The following is a 24,422-nucleotide window of genomic DNA, read 5'->3' as shown; positions in this document are numbered from 1 at the left end:
AGCTTGCCGGTCGGATTGCTGACGGCGGACACACAATTCCCGAACGCCCCCATTCCAAACTGTGGGAGCGAGCTTGCTCGCGATAGCAGTCTGGCGGTGAAGATGGTGTTGCGCCAGGCGCCTGATCCGCCGGGGCGCGGTATGATGGCGGCCCGGTTCGCGGCGGCAACACGCCTGTCGATCAACCCAATTATTCGAGGAACAGAGATGACCCCCTGGCTGACCGTAGTGGGCATCGGTGAAGACGGCTTCAAGGGCCTGGGCCGAACGGCTCGCCATGCCTTGCTGCGGGCGTCACGCATTATCGGCAGCGACCGGCAACTGGCGCTGCTGCCGCTGTGCATCCGCGGCCAACGGGAGCTGTGGCCCAGCCCGTTCTCCCTGGAACCGCTGCTTGCTCGGCAGGGTGAGCCGGTGTGCGTGCTGGCCAGCGGCGATCCGATGTTCTACGGCGTGGGCGCCAGCCTGGCGAAACAGGTGCCGAGTGATCAGATGCTGGTCATCCCCGCGCCTTCCTCCTGTTCGCTGGCGGCGGCACGCATGGGTTGGCCGTTGCAAGATGTGGTCACGCTGTCGTTGGTGGCGAGGCCCCTGGCGGCGCTCAATGGGCATTTGTCCACAGGTGTCAGGCTGTTGCTGCTGAGCAACGATCGCCACAGCCCCGCCGCCGTGGCAACGCTACTACGCGAGCGCGGCTTCGGCCCGAGCACCATGACCGTGCTGGAGCATTTGGGCGGTGCGGCAGAACGTCGGATCGACGGTTGCGCCGCGCAATGGTCCGATGACACCGTCGCCGACCTGAACCTGATCGCCATCGAATGCCGGGCCGAACCGTCGACACCGCGCCTGTCCCGCCTGGCCGGTTTACCGGACACCGCCTTCGAACATGACGGCCAGTTGACCAAACGCGACGTGCGCGCCATCACCCTCGCCCGCCTCGCCCCCACACCCGGCGAACTGCTCTGGGATGTCGGCGCCGGCAGCGGCTCCATCGGCATCGAATGGATGCGCGCCCACCCCAGTTGCCGGGCCCTGGCCATCGAAGCCGACGAAGGCCGCCAAGGCCTGATCGAACTCAACCGCGACACCCTCGGCGTGCCCGGTTTGCAACTGATTCGCGGCAAAGCCCCCCAGGCGCTGGAGAACCTGGAGCGGCCGGACGCCGTGTTCATCGGCGGCGGCGTCACCCGCGAAGGCGTGCTCGAGGCCTGCTGGGCCCAACTCAAACCCGGCGGTCGGCTGGTCGCCAACGCCGTGACCCTGCAAAGCGAAACGACCCTGATGCACTGGCGCGAACGTCACGGCGGTGAACTGACCCGCATCCACATCGCCCAGGCCCAGCCCTTGGGCGAGTTCGACACCTGGCGCCAGGCCTTGCCAATTACCTTGCTCGACCTGGTCAAGCCTCTCGATGCGTGACGAAACCGCCGAACAACCCGCCCCCCTGCGCAGCGGCCTGACCACCGGCAGTTGCGCCACGGCCACCAGCCTGGCGGCCGCTCGATTGCTGCTGCGCGGCACCGAAGCCGATGCCGTGGAAATCGTACTGCCCAAGGGCAAGCAAGTGCAGATGCGCCTGGAGTTCTGCCGGCTGACCGAACAAGGCGCCGAAGCCGGGACAATCAAGGACGCGGGCGATGACCCGGACGTAACCCACGGTGCCCTGTTGTTTTCCCAGGTGCGCTTGATCGCCGAGCCCGGTGTACGTTTCGTCGCGGGTCGCGGCGTCGGCACGGTGACGCGACCGGGGTTGGTGCTGAACGTCGGTGAACCGGCGATCAACCCGGTGCCGCGCAAAATGATCAACGACCACCTGGGTCGGCTGGCCGAGGAAAGCAGTTACGCCGGTGGTTTCGAAGTCACGGTCAACGTCGAGGGCGGCGAAGCCCTGGCGCTGAAAACCATGAATCCACGCCTGGGAATTCTTGGCGGCCTGTCGATCCTCGGCACCAGCGGTATCGTCCGGCCGTTCTCCTGCGCGGCCTACATTGCCTCGATCCACCAGGGTATCGACGTGGCAAAAACCAACGGTTACCTGCACATCGCCGCCTGCACCGGCAACGCCAGTGAAGACACCATGCGCCGGGTCTACAACCTGCCGGAAATCGCCCTGATCGAAATGGGTGATTTCGTCGGCGCCGTGCTCAAACATGTGCGCAAGGTCCCCGTGGAAAAGCTCAGCCTTTGCGGCGGCTTTGGCAAAATCAGCAAACTCGCCGCCGGCTACATGGACCTGCACAGCCGTCACTCGAGCATCGACCTGCCACAACTGGCCGAGTGGGCCGCTGCCATCGGTGCCGATGAGGCGTTGCAGCAAGGCATCCGCGCGGCCAACACCAGCCAGCAAGCCCTGGCAATGGCCAGCGCCGCCGGCATCGCCCTCGGCGACGCGGTGTGCGCGCACGCGTTGGCCTTCGCCCGCAGCGTGGTGCCGGCCCAGGTCCAGGTCGAAGTCTTCGCCATCGACCGCCAAGGCGGGATTGTCGGCCACGCGGGAGTTTTGAAATGAAACGTATCCTGCTGCTAGGTGGCGTCACCGAAGCCCTGGCCATCGCCCGCACCCTCGGGCCCCAGCACATCTACAGCCTGGCCGGCATCGGTCGCATCCCCACCGACCTGACCTGCCAGGTCCGCGTCGGCGGCTACGGCGGCGCCGAAGGGTTGGCGCACTTCATCCGCGCCAAGGGCATCGACCTGCTGCTGGACGCCACCCACCCCTACGCCACCCAGATCAGCCACAACGCCGCCCACGCCGCCCGCGCCTGCGCCATCCCCTGCTGGGCCCTGCGCCGCCCGGCCTGGCAACCCCAGGCCGGCGATGACTGGCGCGAAGTGGCCGACTGGGCCGACCTGATCCAGGCGCTGCAACCCTTCCACCGCCCCCTCTTCACCCTCGGTCGCGAACCCCTGCAACATCTGCATGAAATCCCAGCAGAGCAATTCTGGACCCTGCGCGCCCTGGACGTTTACCCCGGCAATGAGCGCTGCGAAGTGATTGGGGCCCGTGGGCCGTTTCACATTGACGGCGAACGTGAACTGTTCGAACGGCGACAGATCGATGTGCTGGTGAGCAAGAACAGCGGCAGCACGGCCACCGAGCCGAAACTGGAGGTGGCGCGGGAGCGGGGGGTGCCGGTGTTGGTATTGAAGCGGCCGGTGTTGGCGGGGGTGGATCGGGAGTTTGGAACGGTGGATGAGGTGTTGCAGGGGCTGCGGCAGTTGATCTGACAGAAAACTGCACCGTCCTACAAGCCTGTCCTGTCAGAACTACGTCAGCAGGCTACATCACCTTACGTCGCTGCCTACAACTACGCCAGAATCCACCGGCTTGTGCGCCTTGGAGGCCCTCGGTAACTTGATTCCCGTCACTGCCCTTCAGTGATCGGGTTTAGTCGCCCGAGGTTTTCAGCGGGTTCACAAGCTTCGTCAGTCAGGTATTTCATCCCTGCACTTGATGGTGGTTGTGCGCAGGGCGCCTTCGGGCGCGCCGGTAATGCTGGACTCCCCGGTAGACTAACCTGCGCACAGCCGCCGCCCTGTGGCGAGGGGATTTATCCCCGCTGGGCTGCGAAGCAGTCCCAAAACAGAAGCTCACAGTTTTGTCTGGCTGACTGCATTCACTGCTCTTGGGCTGCTACGCAGCCCAGCGGGGATAAATCCCCTCGCCACAATGAATGCTCACGCCATTAGATTTTCAAAGGTAATGCTATGCCTCTCACACGAAGCTATAAGCACACGATCATCGAACGCGTCAGGTGTGATCCTGAATTCGCCAAAATCCTGCTGGATGAAGCCGTCACTCTGCTTTTGAACGGAGAGCAGGAGAGCAGGAGATGGCGAGAATGATCCTTCGCAATCTCTTCAATGCCATCTGAGCCCTGTGGCGAGGGAGCTTGCTCGCGCTGGGCTCTGTAGGAGCTGGCGAAGCCTGCGATCTTTTGATCTTTCCACTTGGGACTCAAGCGCCTGTGGAAAGATCGCAGCCTCGCTTCGCTCGACAGCTCCTACGCGCCCCAACGGGAGCAAAATCCCTCGCCACAAAAGCACTCACTCGAAGATCTGTTGCTACTGTTAACACCAGCCCTGCGACCCTACACCGCACGTGGCTTTTTTACTTCTCAACCCCGATCAGGCTAAATACCGCCACCTGATCGCCCATCGAGCGGATTGCCCCATGTCCCGACAACGGCTTGCATTTGCCTGGATCGCCTGCTTCGCAGTGCTGTTCAACATGCTTGCCATGCCACTTTCCAACAGTGGCGGTGCAACCGCCAATTCGCCAGCCGAGCAACTGCTGTGGGGCAGTTTCTGCTCCTCCAGCGGCACGAAGATGCTGGCGATTTCCCTGGGCAAACTCGAACAAAGCACGCCACAGCAAGACAATCACTCAACGATGCAACATTGCTGGTGCTGCTCAGGCTCAGCGCCGTTGGTGGCGCTCGCCGGGCATGTTCCGCAGTTGTATCTGGATGCACAACTGGCCCATCGCAGCGCCGTCCATTCGAAGCTCGACAGCCCCACGCCACGCCAGCAGTGGCCCAGCCTCAATCCCCGCGCTTCGCCTCTGGCCTGATTCTTCCCGCATAAAACTGCGCCCTGAATCGTTCCGGAGAATTGCCATGTTGAACAGACTTATCCTGCTGGCTGCCCTATTGCTTCCCGTCGGCTTCGCCCAGGCTCACCAATACAAGGTGGGCGAGCTTGAGATCGCCCATCCGTGGTCCCAGGAGTTGCCGCCCAACGCACCGACCGTGGCCGCGTATTTCGTGATTCACAACGGCGGCACCACCGCCGACAAGCTGCTCAGCGTCGACTCGCCGATTGCCGGCAAAGCCGAGCTCCATGAGCATGTGATGCAAAACGACCTGATGAAGATGCAACCGGTGCCCGTCGTGGATATCGCCCCCGGTGCGACCGTCACCTTCGCGCCGATGGCGTATCACGTGATGCTGCTGGACCTGAAGGACCGCAGCCTGCTCAGCGATGGCAAACGCTTTGCCATGACCCTGCATTTCGAAAAAGCCGGGGATGTCACGGTTGACGTTGCGGTGCAGAAAAAAGCCCCCGACGGCACCATGACACACATGCACGCCCAGTAGACGTAGACGCCCGTGCAACCGCTTCGCGCCAGGCCGTCCATGCCCCGCCGTCAGCCCATGAGTCTGACACGCGGCAGTTGGATCAGCCTGTTCGCCATGCTGATGATCTTTATCGGTCCGCTGATTTCCCAGTCGATGCCGATGGGTCAGCGCATGTCCATGCCTGTGTCCATGGACATGAACATGGAGATGAGCATGGACATGTCGGCGCACGAAGCGCCGGCAGCCGAACACTGCCCGCCCCAGAGCGAGCACCATGCGTTGTGGGAAAAATGCGGCTATTGCAGCCTGCTGTTCAATTGCCCCGCACTGCCTGGCGGTCACACCTTCGCGGTCTTCGACACACTCCACACCAACACCTACACCAGCCTTTCCCCACGCCTGGGCCATGCCCGGCCCGCATTCTTCCCCGGTGCCCGCACCCGCGCACCGCCCCTCGACGCGTAAGCCCGACACTTACTCACCCCGGTCATACAAGACAGCGTCATGCTGCCCGACCGTGTCGTCTACGTCTGTTCGATGGAATCATCATGTCCAGGTTTTCTGCTGACATCGCTTTGGGCGCTGCCCAGGTTCGCTGCTCCCTGAACGAGCCACGGGTTCGTTTACGCCAAACCATCGCCGCCCTGTGCGGCCTGCTGCTCACCCCACTCGCGCTGGCCGACGAGCACGAGCAGCATGACCATCAGGTCGAAGAACTGAGCCCGACGGTCATCACCGCCATCGCCCCCAGTTCACCCCTGACCGTCGTCACCAACCCCAAGGACCCGCGCCAACCGGTGCCGGCCAGCGACGGCGGCGACTACCTCAAGACCATTCCGGGCTTCGCCCTGGTGCGCAACGGCGGCACCAATGGCGACCCGGTGTTGCGCGGCATGTTCGGCTCGCGGCTGAACATCCTCACCAACGGCAGCATGCTGTTGGGTGCTTGCCCAGGCCGGATGGACGCACCGACGTCCTACATATCGCCGGAAACCTACGACAAGCTCACCGTCATCAAAGGTCCGCAAACCGTGCTCTGGGGCCCCGGTGCATCGGCCGGGACCGTGCTGTTCGAGCGCGAGCCGGAACAGTTCGGCGAGCTGGGCACCCGGGTCAACGCCAGTGTACTGGCCGGCTCCAACGGCCGTTTCGACAAAGTGGTGGATGCCGCCGCCGGTGGACCGCTGGGGTATGTACGGGTGATCGGCAACACCGCGCATTCGGACGATTACCGCGACGGCAATAACGACACGGTGCCGTCGCGCTATGACAAGTGGAATGGCGACGTCACCCTCGGCTGGACGCCGGACGCCGATACCCTGCTGGAATTGACCGCCGGCAAGGGCGACGGTGAAGCGCGCTACGCCGGACGTGGCATGGACGGCTCGCAGTTCAAGCGTGAAAGCCTCGGGCTGCGTTTCGAGCGCTCGAACATCGGCGAGGTGCTGGACAAGGTCGAGGCCCAGGTCTACTACAACTACGCCGACCACGTGATGGACAACTACACGCTGCGCACGCCGTCCGGCACCGGGATGATGGCCGGGCCCATGGCCTCCAACGTCGACCGCCGCACCCTCGGCGCCCGCATCAAGGCCACCTGGCGCTGGGCCGATGTGCAGTTGATCAGCGGCCTCGACGCGCAGACCAACGAGCATCGCCAACGCAGCAGCATGGGCGTGGATACCTATAAGGACCTGCCGTACAGCAAGGACGCCGACTTCCACAATTACGGCGTGTTCGGCGAACTGACCTGGTACGCCGCCGACCGCGACAGGGTGATCACCGGCGCCCGGCTCGACCGTGCCTCGGCCAAGGACTACCGCCAGAGCATCGGTTCCGGCATGTCGGCTCGCCCCAACCCCACCGCCGATGACACCCGTGCCGACACGCTGCCCAGCGGTTTCGTCCGCTACGAACACGACCTGGACGACAGCCCCACGACCCTCTATGCAGGCGTGGGTCACGCACAACGCTTCCCGGACTACTGGGAGCTGTTCTCGGCGAAGGTCGGCCCCAGCGGTTCACTGAATGCCTTCGACGCGATCAAGCCGGAGAAAACCACCCAGCTCGACTTCGGCCTGCAATACAAGACCGAAACCCTCGAAGCCTGGGCATCGGGTTATGTCGGCCAGGTGCGCGACTACATTCTGTTCGATTACACCCCCGGGATGATGGGCACCACCTCCCGGGCCGAGAACATCGATGCACGGATCATGGGTGGTGAATTGGGTGCGGCCTACAAGCTGAGCGAGCGCTGGAAAGCCGACGCCACCCTGGCCTATGCCTGGGGCAAGAACAGCAGCGACGGCAGCGCCCTGGCGCAAATGCCGCCGCTGGACGCACGCCTGGGCCTGACCTACAGCGAAGACCGCTGGAGCGCCGGCGCCCTGTGGCGGGTGGTGGCGGCGCAGAATCGGGTCGACGAGAACAAGGGCAACGTGGTCGGCAAGGACTATGGCAAAAGCTCCGGCTTCGGCGTGTTCTCGCTCAACGGTGCCTACCGCATCAACCAGCACTGGAAGGTCAGCAGCGGCGTCGACAACCTGTTCGGCAAAGCCTACGCCGAGCACTTGAACCTGGCCGGCAACGCCGGGTTCGGCTACCCGGCGAGCGACCCGCAGGCCATCAACGAACCGGGGCGCACGCTCTGGACCAAGGTGGATATGAGTTTCTAAAAGCATCGCGGGCAAGCCTTGCTCCCACAGTATTTGTCATGGCTAAGGGACAAATTGTGCTCCCTCAGCAATGGGAATACCTGTGGGAGCAAGGCTTGCCCGCGATCGGTTGCGCAGCAACCGCCAAAAACATAACAACCCAATTTGCCCTGCGGAGCGCTTTCTGATGAGCCAACCGAAACCCAATTTCTACAACCTGGCCTGGCGCTGGCATTTTTATGCCGGGCTGTTCGTGGCGCCGTTCATGGTGATGCTGGCCCTGACCGGCATCATTTACCTGTTCAAGCCGCAACTCGATCCACTGATGTACGGCAGCCTGTTGAACGTGCCGGCCGGGCATCACACCCTGACGGCGGACGACCTGCTCAAGCAAGTCCGCCAGGCCTACCCCCAAGGCCAGGTCAAACAGTACCTGCCACCGGTCAATGCCGAACGCAGTGCGCAATTCGTGGTGATCGACCAGGGCCGGGAACTGAATGTGTTCATCGACCCGTACCACGGTGATGTCCTCGGCGAGCAGGATGCGAAGAACAACCTGCAAGCCATGGCCCGGGCCATCCACGGCGAGCTGCTGATCGGCACCGTTGGTGACCGGTTGGTGGAAATGGCCGCCGGTTGGGGCGTGGTGCTGGTGGTCTCCGGGCTGTACCTGTGGTGGCCGCGCGGGCAATCATCAGCCGGAGTGCTGTGGCCGCGCTGGAGCGCGCGCGGTCGGCTGTTCTGGCGTGACCTGCACGTGGTCGTCGGTTTCTGGGGCGCGGCATTGCTGCTGGTGATGCTGCTCAGCGGCATGACCTGGACCGGCTTCTGGGGCAAGCAATACGCCAGCCTCTGGAACCGCTTCCCGACAGCGATGTGGAATGACGTGCCCAAGTCCGATGCCGAGGCCGGCAGCCTCAACAACGCCCATCGCCAGACCGTGCCGTGGGCCGTGGAAAACACCCCGATGCCGATGTCCGGCGACCATGCCGAGCACATGGGCCACGGCGGTATGCACGAAGGCCCTGCCGCCCCGACCGTCAGCCTGCAAGCGGTGCAGGACATCGCCACTGAACGCCAGGTCACGCCCGGCTACAGCATCACCCTGCCGACCACGTCCACCGGCGTGTTCACCGTCGCCGTATTTGCCGACGACCCGCGCAACGACGCCACCCTGCACGTGGACCAATACACCGGCAAGGTCCTGGCCGATGTGCGCTGGGAGCACTACGGCGTCGTAGCCCGCGCCACCGAAACCGGGGTAATGCTGCACGAAGGCAAGATGTTCGGCCCGCTGAACCAGATCATCGTGCTGCTGATTTGCCTGATGATCCTGCTCAGCGCCGTGAGTGGCCTGGTGATCTGGTGGAAGCGCCGGCCAGCGGGCAAGTTCGGCGTACCGCCGCTGCGTCACGACCTGCCGACCTGGAAGGCCGGGGTGTTCATCATGCTGGCCCTGGCGGTGGTGTTTCCCTTGGTGGGGGCGTCGCTGGTGGTAGTGTGGTTGCTGGATCGCCTCGTCACCCGCTTCAATCGCCAGCCTGAGATTGCTTCATCTTCAAGCTGAAGACAGTGCGTTAACGGAAGGCGGTGCGAAACCTCTACAATCACGCCCGCTTTGGAGCAAAGCTTGCTCGCGATCCAGGCGCTGCGGTCCTCAAGAGACCGCGGCGTTTTCATCGCGGGCAAGCCTTGCTCCCACACAGCCCGCTCCCACAATGAGACTATGTTTCACACCAAATGCCGAGTAGCTGCATGACCTCCCTGACCCTCTCCCACCTCGCCTGGACGCCCCTGGGCCATGGCCATTGTCATCACCAGTTCCAGCTGCGTGACGTGACGTTGCAGGTGGCGGCCGGGGAGTTTGTCGGGTTGATCGGGCCCAACGGCAGTGGCAAGACCAGCCTGTTGCGCTGCGCCTATCGCTTCAGCCGGCCGGAACATGGCGAGGTGAAACTCGAGCATCACAACGTCTGGAAACAGTCCTCGCGCTGGTGCGCCCAACGCATTGCCGTGGTCCTGCAAGAGTTTCCCGACGCCTTCGGCCTGACGGTCGAGGAAGTGGTCGCCATGGGCCGCACGCCCCACAAAGGTCTGTTCGACGGCGACAATCACGACGACCGTCGGCTAGTGCGCCAGGCACTGGAATCGGCCGGGCTCGCAGGTTTTGGCGACCATGCATTCGCCACCCTCTCGGGCGGTGAAAAGCAACGGGTGATCCTCGCCCGGGCCCTGGCCCAGCAACCGCAGTTGCTGATCCTCGACGAACCGACCAATCACCTCGACCCCCACTATCAACTGCAATTGCTGCAACTGATCAAGGGCCTGGGCATCGGCACCCTCGCCAGCCTCCACGACCTGAATCTGGCCGCCGCCTTCTGCGACCGCCTGTACGTGATCGAACACGGGCGCATCGTCGCCAGCGGCACGCCCAAGGACGTCCTCAGCGTCGAGCTGTTGCGCGAGGTGTTCGGCATCGAAGCCCTGGTGGATGAACACCCGCTGTCCGGCTACCCACGAATCACCTGGATAACCCAACCATGACCTTGCGCTCCCTGCTGTTGCTACCCCTGCTGCTGGGCAGTGCCCACGCCTTGGCCGAAGCCACCCACTACCCGTTGACGATCCAGAGCTGCAATCGCCAGGTGGTGTTCAACGAGGCACCTCGGCACGCTGTCAGCCATGACATCAACATGACCCAGATGATGCTCGCCCTGGGCCTCAAACCGCGCATGGTCGGCTACAGCGGCATCAGCGGCTGGAAATCGGTGACGCCCGAGATGGCCAGGATCCTCGATGGCCTGCCGGAACTGGCCGCCAAATACCCCTCGGTGGAAAACCTGCTCAATGCCAACGTCGATTTCTTCTTCGCCGGCTGGGACTACGGCATGCGGGTAGGCGGCGACCTGACCCCGCAGACCCTGGAACCGCTGGGCATCAATGTCTACGAACTGACCGAATCCTGCGCGTTCGTGATGAAGCGTCCGGCGGCCTCGCTGGAGGACACCTACAACGACCTGCGCAACCTCGGGAAGATCTTCGACGTACAGGATCGCGCCAACGCGCTGATCGCTACGATGCAAGCCCAAGTGGCCGAAGTGCGCAAGCACCTGCCCACCCAGCAACCACGGGTGTTCCTGTACGACAGCGGCGAAGACCGCGCCATGACCTCCGGGCGCCTGGGCATGCCCCAGGCCCTGATCGACGCGGCTGGTGGGCGCAACATCCTCGATGACGTGGAAACCAGTTGGACCCGGGTGAACTGGGAGAACGTGGTCGAGCGCAACCCGCAGGTCATCGTGATCGTCGACTACGGCGAAGTCAGCGCCGAACAGAAACAGCAATTCCTGTTGAACAACCCGGCCCTGCAATCGGTGGAAGCGATCCAGCAGCGGCGCTTTATCGTGATTCCCTACGTGCAGGCCACGCCGGGCATCGATAACGTGCTGGCGGTGCAAACCCTGGCGCGGGGTTTTCACGGCCAATGAACGGTCGTCGCTATGGCGCCCTGCTGATGCTCCTCGGCGCACTGCTGCTGGTGTCGTGCGTGGTCTCCCTGGGCTTCGGGCCGGCGCGGGTGCCGGTGACCGTGGTCTGGGACATCCTGCTGAACAAGGCCTTCGGTGCGGGCGAGGTCCATTGGACGCCTGGCCAGGAGCATATCGTCTGGCTGATCCGCGTCCCGCGGCTGCTGCTCGGTACCTTGGTCGGCGCCGGGTTGGCGTTGATCGGTGCGGTGCTGCAAGCGGTGACGCGCAACCCGCTGGCTGACCCGCACTTGCTGGGCGTCACGTCCGGCGCGACTCTGGGAGCGGTCATCGTGGTGCTGCATGTCGGCGAGATTGTCGGCCTGCTGACCCTGCCGCTGGCGGCGTTCATCGGTGCGCTGCTGAGCATGCTGCTGGTGCTGACCATCGCTGCCCGCCAGGGTCGTCTGGAAAGTGATCGCCTGTTGTTGTGCGGCGTGGCGGTGTCCTTCGTGATGATGGCGGCGGCCAATCTGTTGTTGTTCCTCGGCGACCATCGCGCCAGTTCGGCAGTGATGTTCTGGATGCTCGGCGGCCTGGGCCTGGCCCGCTGGGAACTGCTGGCCGTACCGGCGGCCAGTGTGATGCTGGGACTGGTGTTGCTGCTGGGCATGGCCCGGCCGCTGAACGCGCTGATGGCCGGCGAACAGACCGCCGTGACCCTGGGCCTGAACGCGGCGAAGGTGCGGTTGTGGATCTTCCTGATCGCCTCGCTGATGACCGGCGTGCTGGTGTCCATCAGCGGTTCGATTGGTTTTGTCGGGCTGATGGTGCCGCACATCGCCCGGCGCCTGGTGGGCGCCGAGCATCGTCGGTTGCTTCCGGCCTGCGTGCTGCTCGGCAGCCTGTTCCTGGTGTGGGTGGATGTGGCGGCGCGGACGTTGATCGCGCCGGAAGACTTGCCGATTGGTGTCGCTACAGCCGCTATCGGCGGGTTGTTCTTCATCGGCCTGATGCGACGTCGCCATTGAAAACATGCTTCTTTTTATACACACCGAACAGCTCGGTCCCAAGGCCACCGCTTCGAAAATGCTCAAGCTCCGCTCGAACCATATCAATGATTAACGCCCGATCTTCAGCTTCTTCAAGATTAAAGTTTCCACTGTAGGCAAGATTCACCATTCGCCAGAGGAAGCAGTTTGTACGGTAAACATCTACAGGCTGCAGCCAACGTTCAAGGAGCGCGGTGATTTCCTCACTGCGAATTCCCTCAAAACACCCAATTGAGTGGTCCTTGTCTGGAATGACAGGATCGACAACCTGAGTATCGGCATTTAATCGGTAGCGCGCCGGCAAGGCAGAGAACGCTGCGTCAGCAGCAATTATTGCGTCGGGCCACAAACGATTGCCATTACGTCCCACAGCCTCCCCCACGCTCCAGAACTCCCCATCATTTTTCAAACTACGGGAGATAAAGAGCATGACCTTTTCCAGCGCTACCAAATGATGCAATGCCGAAACACAAATAATGACATCCCACTGTTCACCAGTAGGCACGAGGTTATTCGCATCCGCCACGATCAAATCGAGGCTGATCCCTGGCGGAAACTGCTTTGCCGCGATTTGGAGCAGGGCCTCATTGATATCCAGCAGTGACCATTCGACGCCTTCGGGAATAGCCGCTGACAAACCAGCCTCTATCCGCGCGGCGCCACTGCAGATTGACAAGACCTTTATTGCTCCGTGGTCCGTGACTTTTTGGCGTAGCCTCGCTTGAAAATCAGGCGGAGTCTGCGGGACGTTCGCCCTCAGGAGACGAGTCGCATAAGAGTAGGCGACCTCTCCTTCAAACGGTTCCGAAATGACAATATCAGCCAGCGCACCATGCCCTTGCGCCTGAGCCAGTCCATTTAATTGGCGAACGTTGCGAGCAACGCCCATTGCAGCTTCACGCTGTCGCTCCTGAACTTCTGAGTAAAATGCATTCCGGTAGACGCTACTGAAGTGTTCTATCTCGTTTTTCATGCGCATCTGATGATGGGTTTTCGCCAGAAGCGCCTTCATCTCTCCTTCCCTGGCGACGCACAAGTCAGCTATCGCCAGCCAGTCGGCCGTAGGATCGTTCTGCGCACCAGACCCGCACTTTATCAAGAGACGGCCACGCTTGCCTGCCAACCAAGCCAGATCCAAATCCACCGTCCTCCATTCCGACGGCGTATGGCCTCCGCAAAAATGAAAGGTTCCAAGTTCGAATTCGGCTTGAGTTTTATCATCGAAAAAAACAACTGAGCATGTGAGCCCATCCAAACTGATGCTGGGTAGAGCAGCCGAAAAACGAACGTGTAACGTTGAATCAGGAAACACCTTCAGCTCATGACTTCGAAGGTGCTCTCCAGCGGTGAGAATCAGCGAATACCTTCCTTCTCTCAAGTGCGTCACATGCATCCATTTCGGATGCTCGGACAGTTTAACGTCAGGCAACACGTCAAAAACCGCCGTTTCGTCGAGAAGAAAACAGCTTGCAACACCGGAGTCATTCAAACGGATTCCCCTCTTCAGAATGGCAGAAGAGTCAGCATAGTCGGGCGGTCGAAAATCTCACCTTGGATTCACCCACATCCACGCCCCAATGCAGAGCGCGACATTGCACCAGCACCAGCGATACGGTCACAGATGGTGCATTGCCGTTTTCCTCTCCCGGCGCCAACCCCGCATTTCAAAGCCTTTGCCCGACCGGGCACACCCCTTGCAAAAGCGCCTTCAGCGTTTGCATCTGCCACCCAAAAAACTCATAAGTCCATGGAGATCGCACAATGAAGCGTCGTAGCTTGATCAAGGCTTTTACACTCTCGGCAAGCATTGCCGCGATGGGCATGGCCTGGACCGTCCAGGCCGCCGAGACCATCAAGGTCGGCATCCTGCATTCGCTGTCCGGCACCATGGCGATCTCCGAGACGTCCCTCAAGGACATGGCGCTGATGACCATTGATGAGATCAACGCCAAGGGCGGTGTGAACGGTAAGAAGCTTGAAGCGGTAGTCGTGGACCCGGCGTCGAATTGGCCGCTGTTCGCCGAAAAGGGCCGGCAGTTGCTGACCCAGGACAAGGTCGCCGTGGTGTTCGGCTGCTGGACGTCGGTGTCGCGTAAATCCGTGTTGCCGGTGTTCGAAGAACTCAATGGGCTGCTGTTCTATCCGGTGCAATACGAAGGTGAAGAGATGTCGCCAAACGTGTTCTACACCGGCGCAGCGCCGAACCAGCAGGCGATTCCGGCGGTGGAATACCTGATGAGCGAAGAAGGCGGCAGTGCCAAGCGCTACTTCCTGCTGGGCACCGACTACGTTTACCCGCGCACCACCAACAAGATCCTGCGCTCGTTCCTGCACTCCAAAGGTGTGGCGGACAAGGACATCGAAGAGGTCTACACCCCGTTCGGCCACAGCGATTACCAGACCATCGTGGCCAACATCAAAAAGTTCTCGGCCGGCGGCAAGACCGCCGTCATCTCCACGGTCAACGGCGACTCCAACGTGCCGTTCTATAAAGAACTGGCGAACCAGGGCCTGAAAGCCACCGACGTACCGGTCGTGGCGTTCTCGGTGGGCGAAGAGGAACTGCGCGGCATCGACACCAAGCCACTGGTCGGCAACCTGGCGGCGTGGAACTACTTCGAATCCGTGGAGAACCCGGCGAACAAGAAATTCGTCGATTCCTGGAAAGCCTACGCCAAGGCCAAGAACCTGCCAGGCGCCGACAAAGCCGTGACCAACGACCCGATGGAAGCTACCTACGTCGGCATCCACATGTGGGCGCAAGCCGTGGAAAAAGCCAAGTCCACCGACGTCGACAAAGTCCGCGAAGCCCTGGCCGGCCAGACCTTCGCCGCACCGTCGGGCTACACCCTGACCATGGACAAGACCAACCATCACCTGCACAAGCCAGTGATGATCGGCGAGATCCAGGCCGACGGTCAGTTCAACGTGGTCTGGCAGACCGAAGGCCCGATCCGCGCCCAGCCTTGGAGCCCGTTCATCGCTGGCAACGACAAAAAGCCTGACTATGCGGTGAAGAGCAACTGAGCCTGGGAACAAGCCCCTAACTCTGTGGGAGCAAAGCTTGCTCGCGATGGCGGTCATCCAGACACACCGCCATCGCGAGCAAGCTTTGCTCCCACAGGGTCCGTCGTCGCCTTACAGGACGTAGCTATGTCCCTTTATCGTTTGTTCCTCCTCGCATGTTTGCTGCTACCAATGGCCGCCCACGCCGGCGACGCCGAAGACTTCGTCGCCGCCAACCCGACCCAGCAGGCCAAGCTCCTGGAAACCTGGGCCGCGCAGCCGGAGCCTGAGCGCGTCGAACTGATCAACGCCCTGCAACAGGGCCAGTTGACCGTCGAGGGTCAACCCAAGACCCTGCGCCTGAACAACCGCCTGCGCGGGCTGATCGAAACCGCGCTGGCCAGCCATCAACTGCTCGCCGTCGATGCCCGCGTACGCCTGGGCGCGGCGCAGCAACTGCAAAAAAGCGCGCGCCCGGCGCAACTGGCGTTTCTCGATCGGCAACTGGCCGGCGAGCAGGACGAAGATGTGCATGCCGCCCTGAGCCTGGCCCTGGCGAACCTGCAACTGGTGGATGCCAACCCGAGCGTGCGTCTGGCCGCCGTCCGGCTGCTGGGGGAAACCGGCGATCCACTGGCCCGCACACGCCTGGAAGGTTTGCTCGAACCCGGCGTCGAAAGCGATGCCAGTGTACGCACCGCTGCTGAAACCAGCCTCAGCCAGGTCAAACGCAAACTCCTGGTGGGCGAGTTGCTGGGCCAAGCCTTCAGCGGCATGTCCCTGGGTTCGATCCTGCTGCTCGCCGCCCTCGGCCTGGCCATCACCTTCGGCCTGCTGGGGGTGATCAACATGGCCCACGGCGAGATGCTCATGTTGGGCGCCTATTCCACCTACGTGGTGCAGTTGCTGTTCCAGCGCTTCGCCCCGAACGCCATCGAGTTCTATCCGCTGATCGCCCTGCCGGTGGCATTTTTCATCACCGCTGCCATCGGCATGGCCCTGGAGCGCACGGTGATCCGTCACCTCTATGGGCGCCCGCTGGAAACCCTTCTCGCCACCTGGGGCATCAGCCTGATGCTGATCCAACTGGTGCGCCTGGTGTTCGGCGCGCAGAACGTCGAAGTCGCCAACCCGGCCTGGCTCTCGGGCGGGATCCAGGTGTTGCCGAATCTGGTGCTGCCGTACAACCGCATTGTGATCATCGCCTTCGCCTTGTTCGTGGTGGTGCTGACCTGGCTGTTGCTGAACAAGACCCGCCTGGGCTTGAACGTGCGCGCGGTGACCCAGAACCGCAACATGGCCGCCTGCTGCGGCGTGCCCACCGGCCGCGTGGACATGCTCGCCTTCGGCCTCGGCTCGGGCATCGCCGGGCTCGGTGGCGTGGCCCTGAGCCAGATCGGCAACGTCGGTCCGGACCTGGGCCAGAGCTACATCATCGACTCGTTCCTGGTGGTGGTGCTCGGCGGCGTCGGCCAGTTGGCCGGTAGCGTGTTCGCTGCGTTCGGCCTGGGCATCGCCAACAAGATCCTCGAACCGCAGATCGGCGCCGTGCTCGGCAAGATCCTGATCCTCGCGCTGATCATTCTGTTCATCCAGAAGCGTCCGCAAGGCCTCTTCGCGCTCAAAGGACGGGTAATCGACTGATGAACCAGCCCCTGATGCTCACGGCCACGCAAAAGGCCGGTCCCAAAGTCACCCTCGCCGTCGGCGCGGTGATCCTGGTCGTGCTGTTGAGCCTGCCGCTACTGTCGCTGCTGGCGGCGGACAACCCTCTGCACGTCTCGGCGTATACCCTGACCCTGGTGGGCAAGATTCTCTGCTATGCCATCGTCGCCCTGGCGCTGGACCTGGTCTGGGGCTACGCCGGCTTGCTCTCCCTGGGCCACGGCCTGTTCTTCGCCCTGGGCGGCTACGCCATGGGCATGTACCTGATGCGCCAGGCCGCCGGCGATGGCTTGCCGGCGTTCATGACCTTTTTGTCGTGGACCGAGTTGCCCTGGTACTGGGCCGGCACCGACAGTTTCCTCTGGGCCATGTGCCTGGTGGTGCTGGCGCCGGGTTTGCTGGCGCTGGTGTTCGGTTTCTTCGCCTTCCGTTCGCGGATCAAGGGCGTGTATTTCTCGATCATGACCCAGGCCCTGACCTTCGCCGGGATGCTGTTGTTTTTCCGCAACGAAACCGGGTTTGGCGGCAACAATGGCTTCACCAACTTCCGCTCGATCCTGGGCTTTGGCATCACCGAACCAGGCACCCGCGCGGTGCTGTTTTTCGCCACGGTGTTGTTGCTGGTGGCGAGCCTGTTCATCGGCTGGCGCCTGGCCCGCAGCAAGTTCGGCCGAGTGCTGACCGCCCTGCGCGACGCGGAAAACCGCCTGATGTTCTGCGGCTACGATCCCCGTGGTTTCAAGCTGTTCGTCTGGGTGCTGAGCGCGGTGTTGTGCGGCCTGGCCGGGGCGTTGTACGTGCCGCAGGTGGGCATCATCAACCCCAGCGAAATGTCGCCGACCAACTCCATCGAGGCCGCGGTGTGGGTCGCCCTCGGCGGGCGCGGCACGCTGATCGGGCCGCTGCTGGGCGCCGGGGTGGTCAACGGCATGAAGAGCTGGTTCACCGTGGCGTTTCCTGAGTACTGGCTGTTTTTCCTCGGTGCGCTGTTCATCGTCGTGACCCTGTATCTGCCCAAGGGCGTGATCGGTCTGCTGAAGAAAAGAGGTGAACAATGAGAATCACAGCGAGTGCCGAATTCATGCTCGAACCCGCTTTCTTTCCGCCGCAACCCAACCAGGACGCCGGCAGCAGCCGCGACGCCATCGGCCTCGGCCAAGCGGCCGGCGTGGGCCTGAACACCCGCCACGGCACCATCCTGACCCTGGAAGACATCAGCGTCAGTTTCGACGGCTTCAAGGCCTTGAACGATTTGAACCTGTACATCGGCGTCGGCGAGTTGCGCTGCATCATCGGCCCCAACGGCGCTGGCAAGACCACGCTGATGGACGTGATCACCGGCAAGACCCGCCCCAGCCATGGCAAGGCCTGGTTCGGCGAAACCCTGGACCTGACCAGCATGAGCGAAGTGGCGATCGCCCAGGCCGGTATCGGTCGCAAGTTCCAGAAGCCCACGGTGTTCGAAGCGTTGAGCGTGTTCGAAAACCTGGAGCTGGCGCTCAAGACTGACAAATCGGTGTGGGCCAGCCTGCGGGCGAAACTCACTGGCGAGCAGCACGACCGTATCAACGAAGTACTCGAGACCATCCGCCTCACCACCTCGGTCAACCGCGCTGCCGGGCTGCTGTCCCACGGGCAGAAGCAGTTCCTGGAGATCGGCATGCTGCTGGTGCAGGACCCGCAATTGCTGCTGCTCGACGAGCCGGTGGCGGGCATGACCGACGCCGAGACCGAGTTCACCGCCGAGCTGTTCAAGTCCTTGGCGGGCAAGCATTCGCTGATGGTGGTGGAACACGACATGGGCTTCGTCGGCGCGATTGCCGACCACGTCACCGTGCTGCACCAGGGCAGTGTGCTGGCCGAAGGGTCGCTGGAACAGGTGCAGGAAAATGAGCGGGTGATCGAGGTGTATCTCGGTCGCTAGACCTGCAAACACATTCCCCTGTGGGAGTGAGCCTGTGGGAGCAAAGCTTGCTCGCGATAGCAGCGCCTCGGTCCATCGCAAGGACCGCGTTATCGTTCATCGCGAGCAAGCTTTGCTCCCACAGAAAGGTATTGCCTCTACAGAAAGCTATTGCTTCCACAGGGGACTTGAGGGGAATTCAAGACATGCTGCAAGTCGACAAACTGCACCAGTACTACGGCGGTAGCCACATCCTGCGCGGCCTGTCGTTCGACGCCAAGGTCGGCGAGGTGACCTGCCTGCTGGGGCGCAACGGCGTAGGCAAGACCACCCTGCTCAAATGCCTGATGGGCCTGTTGCCGGCCAGGGAAGGCGCGGTGAATTGGGAAGGCAAAGCCATCACCACGTTCAAGCCACACCAACGGGTGCATGCCGGCATCGCCTACGTGCCCCAGGGTCGGGAGATTTTCGGGCGGCTGACGGTGGAAGAAAACCTGCTGATGGGCCTGTCGCGCTTTCCCGGCTCCGAAGCCAAGGAAGTGCCGGCATTCATCTACGAATTGTTCCCGGTGCTGCTGCAAATGAAACAGCGCCGTGGCGGTGACCTGTCCGGCGGCCAGCAACAGCAGCTCGCCATTGGCCGGGCCCTGGCCAGCCGTCCACGCCTGCTGATTCTCGACGAGCCCACCGAAGGCATCCAGCCCTCGGTGATCAAGGAGATCGGCGTGGTGATCAAGAAACTGGCGGCCCGGGGCGACATGGCGATTTTGCTGGTGGAGCAGTTCTACGACTTCGCCGCCGAGCTGGCCGATCAGTACCTGGTGATGTCCCGGGGCGAGATCGTGCAGCAGGGGCGCGGAGAAAATATGGAAGCCGAGGGTGTGCGCGGGCTGGTTACGATCTAGTCTTAGCGTCCCGACGATAATTAGAAAATCATGAATCTACCTGTATCGCCATCAGCCCTGTTCACCCCCAGCTGGCACGCCGAGCTGGACTTGGGTTATGCCCGATTCGGCGACTGCACACGTCCGGTACAGCGCCGCCATAAAGGCCCGCTGCGGGTGCAGAAACACTTGTACGCCGAGGGCCCCGAGGTGTGCCAGCACATCATCGTCCACCCACCCGGCGGGATTGCCGGCGGTGACCGCCTGGACATCTCGGCCCACGTCGGCCCGGACGCCTGGGCGCAGTTGACCAGCCCCGGCGCAGCCAAGTGGTATCGCGCGGCAGGCCCGGCGTATCAACAGTTGAGCCTGAGCGTCGCCCCCGGTGCGACCCTGGAATGGCTGCCCCAGGAAACCATCGTCTTCAGCGCGGCCCAGGCCGAACTCAGCACGAGCATCGACCTGCAGGGCGACGGTCACCTGTTCTACTGGGACATGGTTGCCCTCGGCCGACCAGCCAGCGGCGAACGGTTCGACCTGGGGCATTTCCAGTCACGGCTGGACATTCGCCGAGACGGCCAGTTGCTGTGGCACGAGCGCCAGCGCATTGTGGGCGGTGATGGGTTGCTCGACTCACCCATCGGGTTGGGCGGCGATCCAGTATTTGCCACGTTATTGGTGACCGGCGAGATCGACAGCGAGCTGCTGGAGCAGTGCCGATCCCTGGGCCATGACGTACGTGGCGACCTGACCCAATTGCCCGGCCTGGTCGTGGCCCGCTGCCTGGCGAGCGAGGCGTTGCTGGCGCGGGGGTGGTTGATTGAATTGTGGCGCTTGCTCAGGCCTGCATTGCTTGGACGAGAGGCCGTGCCTCCGAGAATCTGGAGTACCTGAATTTGCTTTTCTGTGGGAGCAATGGCATGCAAACAATGAATTTTTGTGGGAGCAATGGAGTGCAAGCAATGAATTTCTGTGGGAGCAAAGCTTGCTCGCGATGAACGATGACGCGGTCCTTCTGATCGACCGAGGCGCTGCTATCGCGAGCAAGCTTTGCTCCCACAGGTTTTGCTTTCACAGGTTTTGCTTTCACAGGTTTTGCTCCCACAGGCCCGCCCCCACAGTGGAATGGGTTTACAGCGAAAATTTTTTATCTGCCCTTATGGATTGCACATGGACCTGACCCCACGCGAAAAAGACAAGCTGCTGATCTTCACCGCCGGCCTCGTCGCCGAACGACGGTTGGCCCGTGGCCTGAAGCTCAACTACCCGGAGGCCATGGCCTATATTTCCGCAGCGCTGCTCGAAGGCGCCCGTGACGGCCAGACCGTCGCCGAGCTGATGCACTACGGCACCACGCTGCTGAGCCGCGAGCAGGTGATGGAAGGCATTCCGGAAATGATCCCCGAGATTCAGGTCGAGGCGACGTTTCCCGACGGCACCAAACTGGTCACCGTCCACCAGCCCATCGCCTGAGGCCACGCAATGACGCATCACGTTCGTGACGCCCAATACCCGGACCTGCCAGCGATCCGTGACATCTACAATGAAGCAGCCCTGAATACCACGGCGATCTGGAACGAACAGGCCGTGGACCTGGGCAATCGCCAAGCCTGGTTCAGCGCCCGGCAATCCCAGGGCTACCCGGTGCTGGTGATCGTCGATGCCGATGAAAACGTGCTCGGCTATGCCTCGTTCGGCGACTGGCGCCCCTTCGATGGTTACCGGCATACCGTGGAGCATTCGGTCTACGTGCGTAGCGACCAGCGCGGCAATGGTCTCGGCCCGTTGTTGATGAGCGCATTGATCGAGCGCGCCAGGGCCTGCGGCAAACACGTGATGGTCGCCGCCATCGAGAGCGGCAATGCCGCCTCGATTCGCTTGCACGAGCGCGCCGGTTTCGTCACCACCGGGCAGATGCCCCAGGTGGGTACCAAGTTCGGCCGCTGGCTGGATCTGACTTTCATGCAGTTGGTCCTCAATCCCGGGGCGCAACCGCCCGTCTTCGACAAGGAGTGATGCCTATGAACCCCGCCCAGTTACGTCGAGTCCACGCTGAGAGCTTTGCGCATTATCGCCAGGGCCTGATCGATCTGTTGCTCGACGCCGTCGGGTACGGCGCCAGCGTGGGGTTCATGGCCGATCTCGATGCCGTGCAGGCCCGCGCTTATTTCGACGAGGTCCAGGCCAGTCTCAACCAGGGCCACCTGCTGCTGTGGGTGGTGGTCAAGGATGAGCAGGTGCAGGCCAGCGTCCAGCTGGCCCTGTGCCAGAAGCCCAACGGCCTCAATCGCGCCGAAGTGCAGAAGCTGCTGGTCCGCGGCGAGGCCCGCCGTCGTGGCCTGGGCCAGCAATTGATGAGTGCCCTGGAACTCGGCGCCCGTCAGCACAAGCGCGGCCTGCTGTACCTCGACACCGAGGCCGGCTCCGAGGCCGAGGCGTTCTACCGGGCCATGGGCTACACCCGCGTCGGCGAACTGCCCGACTACTGCCAGAGCCCGGACGGGACCTACACACCGACCGCCATTTACTACAAGACTTTGGGGCAACCGCAATGATTCCAGGGCAATACCAGGTCCAGCCTGGCGACATCGAACTCAACGTCGGCCGCCGCACGCTCACGCTGAACGTCGCCAACAGCGGCGACCGGCCGATCCAGGTCGGTTCGCACTATCACTTTTTCGAAACCAACGACGCCCTGACCTTCGACCGCGCCGCCAGCCGTGGCATGCGCCTGAACATCCCGGCCGGCACCGCGGTGCGCTTCGAACCGGGCCAGAGCCGCGAGGTGGAACTGGTGGACCTGGCCGGGCATCGCCGGGTGTTCGGGTTCGCCGGGCGGGTCATGGGCAACCTGGATTGAAGATCAAAAGATCGCAGCCTTCGGCAGCTCCTACAGATGTACGCGCCCCCTGTAGGAGCTGCCGAAGGCTGCGATAGCGAGTAATGCGAGCGGTCCAACATTCAATTGAATCCCAAGGCAAGCACATGAAAATCTCCCGCCAAGCCTACGCCGACATGTTCGGCCCCACCGTCGGTGACAAGGTCCGCCTGGCCGACACCGAGTTGTGGATCGAAGTGGAAAAAGACTTCACCACCTACGGCGAAGAAGTGAAATTCGGCGGCGGCAAGGTGATTCGCGACGGCATGGGCCAGAGCCAGCTGCTGGCCGCCGAGGTCGTCGACACCCTGATCACCAACGCGCTGATCATCGACCACTGGGGCATCGTCAAGGCCGATGTCGGCCTCAAGAACGGACGCATCGCGGCCATCGGCAAGGCCGGCAACCCGGACATCCAACCCGACGTGACCATCGCCATCGGCGCCAGCACCGAGGTGATCGCTGGCGAAGGCATGATCCTCACCGCCGGCGGCATCGACACCCACATCCATTTCATCTGCCCGCAGCAGATCGAAGAAGCGCTGATGAGCGGCGTCACCACCATGATCGGCGGCGGCACCGGTCCCGCCACCGGGACCAACGCCACCACCTGCACCTCCGGCCCATGGCACCTGGCGCGCATGCTCCAGGCTGCCGATGCCTTCCCGATGAACATCGGTTTCACCGGCAAGGGCAACGCCAGCCTGCCGGAGCCGTTGATCGAACAGGTCAAGGCCGGCGCCATCGGCCTGAAGCTGCACGAAGACTGGGGCACCACCCCGGCCGCCATCGACAACTGCTTGAGCGTGGCCGACCAGTACGACGTGCAGGTGGCGATCCACACCGACACCCTCAACGAATCGGGCTTCGTCGAAACCACCCTCGCCGCCTTCAAGGGCCGCACCATCCACACCTACCACACCGAAGGCGCCGGTGGTGGTCACGCGCCGGACATCATCAAGGCCTGTGGCTTCGCCAACGTGCTGCCCAGTTCCACCAACCCGACCCGGCCGTTCACCCGCAACACCATCGACGAACACCTGGACATGCTGATGGTCTGCCATCACCTGGACCCGAGCATTGCCGAAGACGTGGCCTTCGCCGAAAGCCGCATCCGTCGCGAGACCATCGCCGCCGAAGACATTCTCCACGACCTCGGCGCGTTCTCGATGATCAGCTCCGACAGCCAGGCCATGGGCCGTGTCGGCGAAGTCATCACGCGCACCTGGCAGACCGCCGACAAGATGAAGAAGCAACGCGGCGCCCTGCTCGGCGACGGCGAAGGCAACGACAACTTCCGCATCAAGCGCTACATCGCCAAGTACACCATCAACCCGGCGATCACCCACGGCATCAGCCATGAGGTGGGCTCCATCGAAGTGGGCAAGTGGGCCGACCTGGTGCTGTGGCGCCCGGCGTTCTTCGGCGTCAAGCCGACGTTGATACTCAAGGGCGGGGCGATTGCCGCCAGCCTGATGGGTGACGCCAACGCCTCGATCCCGACGCCACAACCGGTGCACTACCGGCCGATGTTCGCAAGCTTTGGCGGATCGCGGCATGCCACCAGCCTGACCTTCATCAGCCAGGCCGCCGCCGAGGCAGGGTTGCCGGAACAGCTTGGGCTGAAGAAGAAAATCGCCGTGGTCAAAGGCTGCCGCGACGTGCAGAAGACCGACCTGATCCACAACGACTACCTGCCGAGCATCGACGTTGACCCACAGACCTACCAGGTCAAGGCCGACGGCGTGTTGCTGTGGTGCGAACCGGCTGAAGTGCTGCCGATGGCGCAGCGTTATTTCCTGTTTTGAGTTGAGAGGAAGGCCAGCCAGTCA

Annotated in this window: 23 protein-coding genes; 22 read left to right on the top strand and 1 reads right to left on the bottom strand. The window is 62.7% G+C overall.

Annotated elements, in window-relative coordinates; all coding sequences use genetic code 11:
* The first annotated feature begins 207 nt into the window (after window positions 1-207).
* The 11 genes from ASC85_RS03665 to ASC85_RS03615 all read left to right on the top strand — a co-directional run bounded on the left by ASC85_RS03665 (window position 208) and on the right by ASC85_RS03615 (window position 12,233).
* Window positions 208-1,419 carry a bifunctional cobalt-precorrin-7 (C(5))-methyltransferase/cobalt-precorrin-6B (C(15))-methyltransferase gene (locus ASC85_RS03665; RefSeq protein ID WP_057448317.1) on the top strand — a complete coding sequence of 404 codons (1,212 nt, stop codon included), beginning with the start codon at window positions 208-210 and terminating at the stop codon, window positions 1,417-1,419.
* On the top strand, window positions 1,412-2,509 hold the full coding sequence (locus tag ASC85_RS03660; protein WP_057448316.1) for a cobalt-precorrin-5B (C(1))-methyltransferase: 1,098 nt from the start codon (window positions 1,412-1,414) through the stop codon (window positions 2,507-2,509). Before ASC85_RS03665 ends, ASC85_RS03660 begins: the two co-directional genes overlap by 8 nt.
* Window positions 2,506-3,228, top strand: a complete 723-nt coding sequence (locus tag ASC85_RS03655; RefSeq protein ID WP_057448315.1) for a cobalt-precorrin-6A reductase — start codon at window positions 2,506-2,508, stop codon at window positions 3,226-3,228. The genes ASC85_RS03660 and ASC85_RS03655 overlap by 4 nt, the downstream gene beginning before the upstream one ends.
* A 946-nt stretch (window positions 3,229-4,174) precedes the next feature.
* Window positions 4,175-4,573 (top strand): DUF2946 domain-containing protein, encoded by a 399-nt coding sequence (locus ASC85_RS03650; RefSeq protein ID WP_057448314.1) that lies wholly within the window; start codon window positions 4,175-4,177, stop codon window positions 4,571-4,573.
* Between the two features lie 46 nt (window positions 4,574-4,619).
* Window positions 4,620-5,099 (top strand): copper chaperone PCu(A)C, encoded by a 480-nt coding sequence (locus tag ASC85_RS03645; RefSeq protein WP_057448313.1) that lies wholly within the window; start codon window positions 4,620-4,622, stop codon window positions 5,097-5,099.
* 57 nt (window positions 5,100-5,156) lie between these two features.
* The gene (locus ASC85_RS03640) at window positions 5,157-5,546 is read left to right on the top strand and encodes a DUF2946 domain-containing protein (RefSeq protein ID WP_057448312.1); all 390 of its coding nucleotides are present in this window, start codon (window positions 5,157-5,159) and stop codon (window positions 5,544-5,546) included.
* A gap of 83 nt (window positions 5,547-5,629) precedes the next feature.
* Window positions 5,630-7,756 (top strand): TonB-dependent copper receptor, encoded by a 2,127-nt coding sequence (locus tag ASC85_RS03635; protein WP_057448311.1) that lies wholly within the window; start codon window positions 5,630-5,632, stop codon window positions 7,754-7,756.
* 166 nt (window positions 7,757-7,922) lie between these two features.
* On the top strand, window positions 7,923-9,302 hold the full coding sequence (locus ASC85_RS03630; protein ID WP_057448310.1) for a PepSY-associated TM helix domain-containing protein: 1,380 nt from the start codon (window positions 7,923-7,925) through the stop codon (window positions 9,300-9,302).
* 188 nt (window positions 9,303-9,490) lie between these two features.
* Complete coding sequence (locus ASC85_RS03625; RefSeq protein WP_003197369.1) at window positions 9,491-10,279, top strand: ABC transporter ATP-binding protein; 789 nt, start codon at window positions 9,491-9,493, stop codon at window positions 10,277-10,279.
* Window positions 10,276-11,223, top strand: coding sequence for an ABC transporter substrate-binding protein (locus ASC85_RS03620; RefSeq protein ID WP_038856202.1), 948 nt, complete (start codon window positions 10,276-10,278; stop codon window positions 11,221-11,223). The genes ASC85_RS03625 and ASC85_RS03620 overlap by 4 nt, the downstream gene beginning before the upstream one ends.
* On the top strand, window positions 11,220-12,233 hold the full coding sequence (locus ASC85_RS03615) for a FecCD family ABC transporter permease (RefSeq protein ID WP_057448309.1): 1,014 nt from the start codon (window positions 11,220-11,222) through the stop codon (window positions 12,231-12,233). Before ASC85_RS03620 ends, ASC85_RS03615 begins: the two co-directional genes overlap by 4 nt.
* On the opposite strand, the gene ASC85_RS03610 is transcribed toward ASC85_RS03615, so the two are convergent.
* On the bottom strand, window positions 12,205-13,743 hold the full coding sequence (locus tag ASC85_RS03610) for a class I SAM-dependent methyltransferase (protein ID WP_082534309.1): 1,539 nt from the start codon (window positions 13,741-13,743) through the stop codon (window positions 12,205-12,207). The two genes, ASC85_RS03615 and ASC85_RS03610, sit on opposite strands and share 29 nt — an antisense overlap.
* 272 nt (window positions 13,744-14,015) lie before the next feature.
* Between ASC85_RS03610 and urtA the strand changes: the two genes are divergently transcribed.
* The 11 genes from urtA (at window position 14,016) to ureC (ending at window position 24,398) form a co-directional block, all read left to right on the top strand.
* Window positions 14,016-15,281, top strand: coding sequence for an urea ABC transporter substrate-binding protein (urtA, locus tag ASC85_RS03605; RefSeq protein WP_014336360.1), 1,266 nt, complete (start codon window positions 14,016-14,018; stop codon window positions 15,279-15,281).
* 126 nt (window positions 15,282-15,407) lie between these two features.
* Entirely contained in the window at window positions 15,408-16,904 is a 1,497-nt protein-coding gene (gene urtB, locus ASC85_RS03600) for an urea ABC transporter permease subunit UrtB (protein ID WP_057448307.1), read from the top strand.
* The gene (gene urtC / locus ASC85_RS03595) at window positions 16,904-17,983 is read left to right on the top strand and encodes an urea ABC transporter permease subunit UrtC (protein ID WP_057448306.1); all 1,080 of its coding nucleotides are present in this window, start codon (window positions 16,904-16,906) and stop codon (window positions 17,981-17,983) included. The genes urtB and urtC overlap by 1 nt, the downstream gene beginning before the upstream one ends.
* Window positions 17,980-18,849, top strand: coding sequence for an urea ABC transporter ATP-binding protein UrtD (gene urtD / locus ASC85_RS03590; RefSeq protein ID WP_057448305.1), 870 nt, complete (start codon window positions 17,980-17,982; stop codon window positions 18,847-18,849). Before urtC ends, urtD begins: the two co-directional genes overlap by 4 nt.
* A 185-nt stretch (window positions 18,850-19,034) precedes the next feature.
* Window positions 19,035-19,733 carry an urea ABC transporter ATP-binding subunit UrtE gene (gene urtE, locus ASC85_RS03585; RefSeq protein ID WP_057448304.1) on the top strand — a complete coding sequence of 233 codons (699 nt, stop codon included), beginning with the start codon at window positions 19,035-19,037 and terminating at the stop codon, window positions 19,731-19,733.
* Between the two features lie 30 nt (window positions 19,734-19,763).
* Window positions 19,764-20,606, top strand: coding sequence for an urease accessory protein UreD (locus ASC85_RS03580; protein ID WP_057448303.1), 843 nt, complete (start codon window positions 19,764-19,766; stop codon window positions 20,604-20,606).
* Between the two features lie 276 nt (window positions 20,607-20,882).
* Window positions 20,883-21,185 (top strand): urease subunit gamma, encoded by a 303-nt coding sequence (gene ureA, locus ASC85_RS03575; protein WP_003197350.1) that lies wholly within the window; start codon window positions 20,883-20,885, stop codon window positions 21,183-21,185.
* 9 nt (window positions 21,186-21,194) lie between these two features.
* A complete protein-coding gene (locus tag ASC85_RS03570; RefSeq protein ID WP_057448302.1) occupies window positions 21,195-21,728 on the top strand; it encodes a GNAT family N-acetyltransferase in 534 nt (177 codons plus the stop codon).
* A 5-nt stretch (window positions 21,729-21,733) separates the two neighbouring features.
* The gene (locus ASC85_RS03565; protein WP_003197345.1) at window positions 21,734-22,267 is read left to right on the top strand and encodes a GNAT family N-acetyltransferase; all 534 of its coding nucleotides are present in this window, start codon (window positions 21,734-21,736) and stop codon (window positions 22,265-22,267) included.
* Window positions 22,264-22,572, top strand: coding sequence for an urease subunit beta (locus ASC85_RS03560; RefSeq protein WP_057448301.1), 309 nt, complete (start codon window positions 22,264-22,266; stop codon window positions 22,570-22,572). Before ASC85_RS03565 ends, ASC85_RS03560 begins: the two co-directional genes overlap by 4 nt.
* 125 nt (window positions 22,573-22,697) lie before the next feature.
* The gene (ureC, locus tag ASC85_RS03555) at window positions 22,698-24,398 is read left to right on the top strand and encodes an urease subunit alpha (protein WP_057448300.1); all 1,701 of its coding nucleotides are present in this window, start codon (window positions 22,698-22,700) and stop codon (window positions 24,396-24,398) included.
* Window positions 24,399-24,422: the final 24 nt, after the last annotated feature.

Source organism: Pseudomonas sp. Root401, from assembly GCF_001425105.1.
Lineage (GTDB): Bacteria > Pseudomonadota > Gammaproteobacteria > Pseudomonadales > Pseudomonadaceae > Aquipseudomonas > Aquipseudomonas brassicacearum.
Note: the sequence above shows the minus strand (reverse complement) of the source record. Positions and strands in the feature narration are given on the sequence as shown.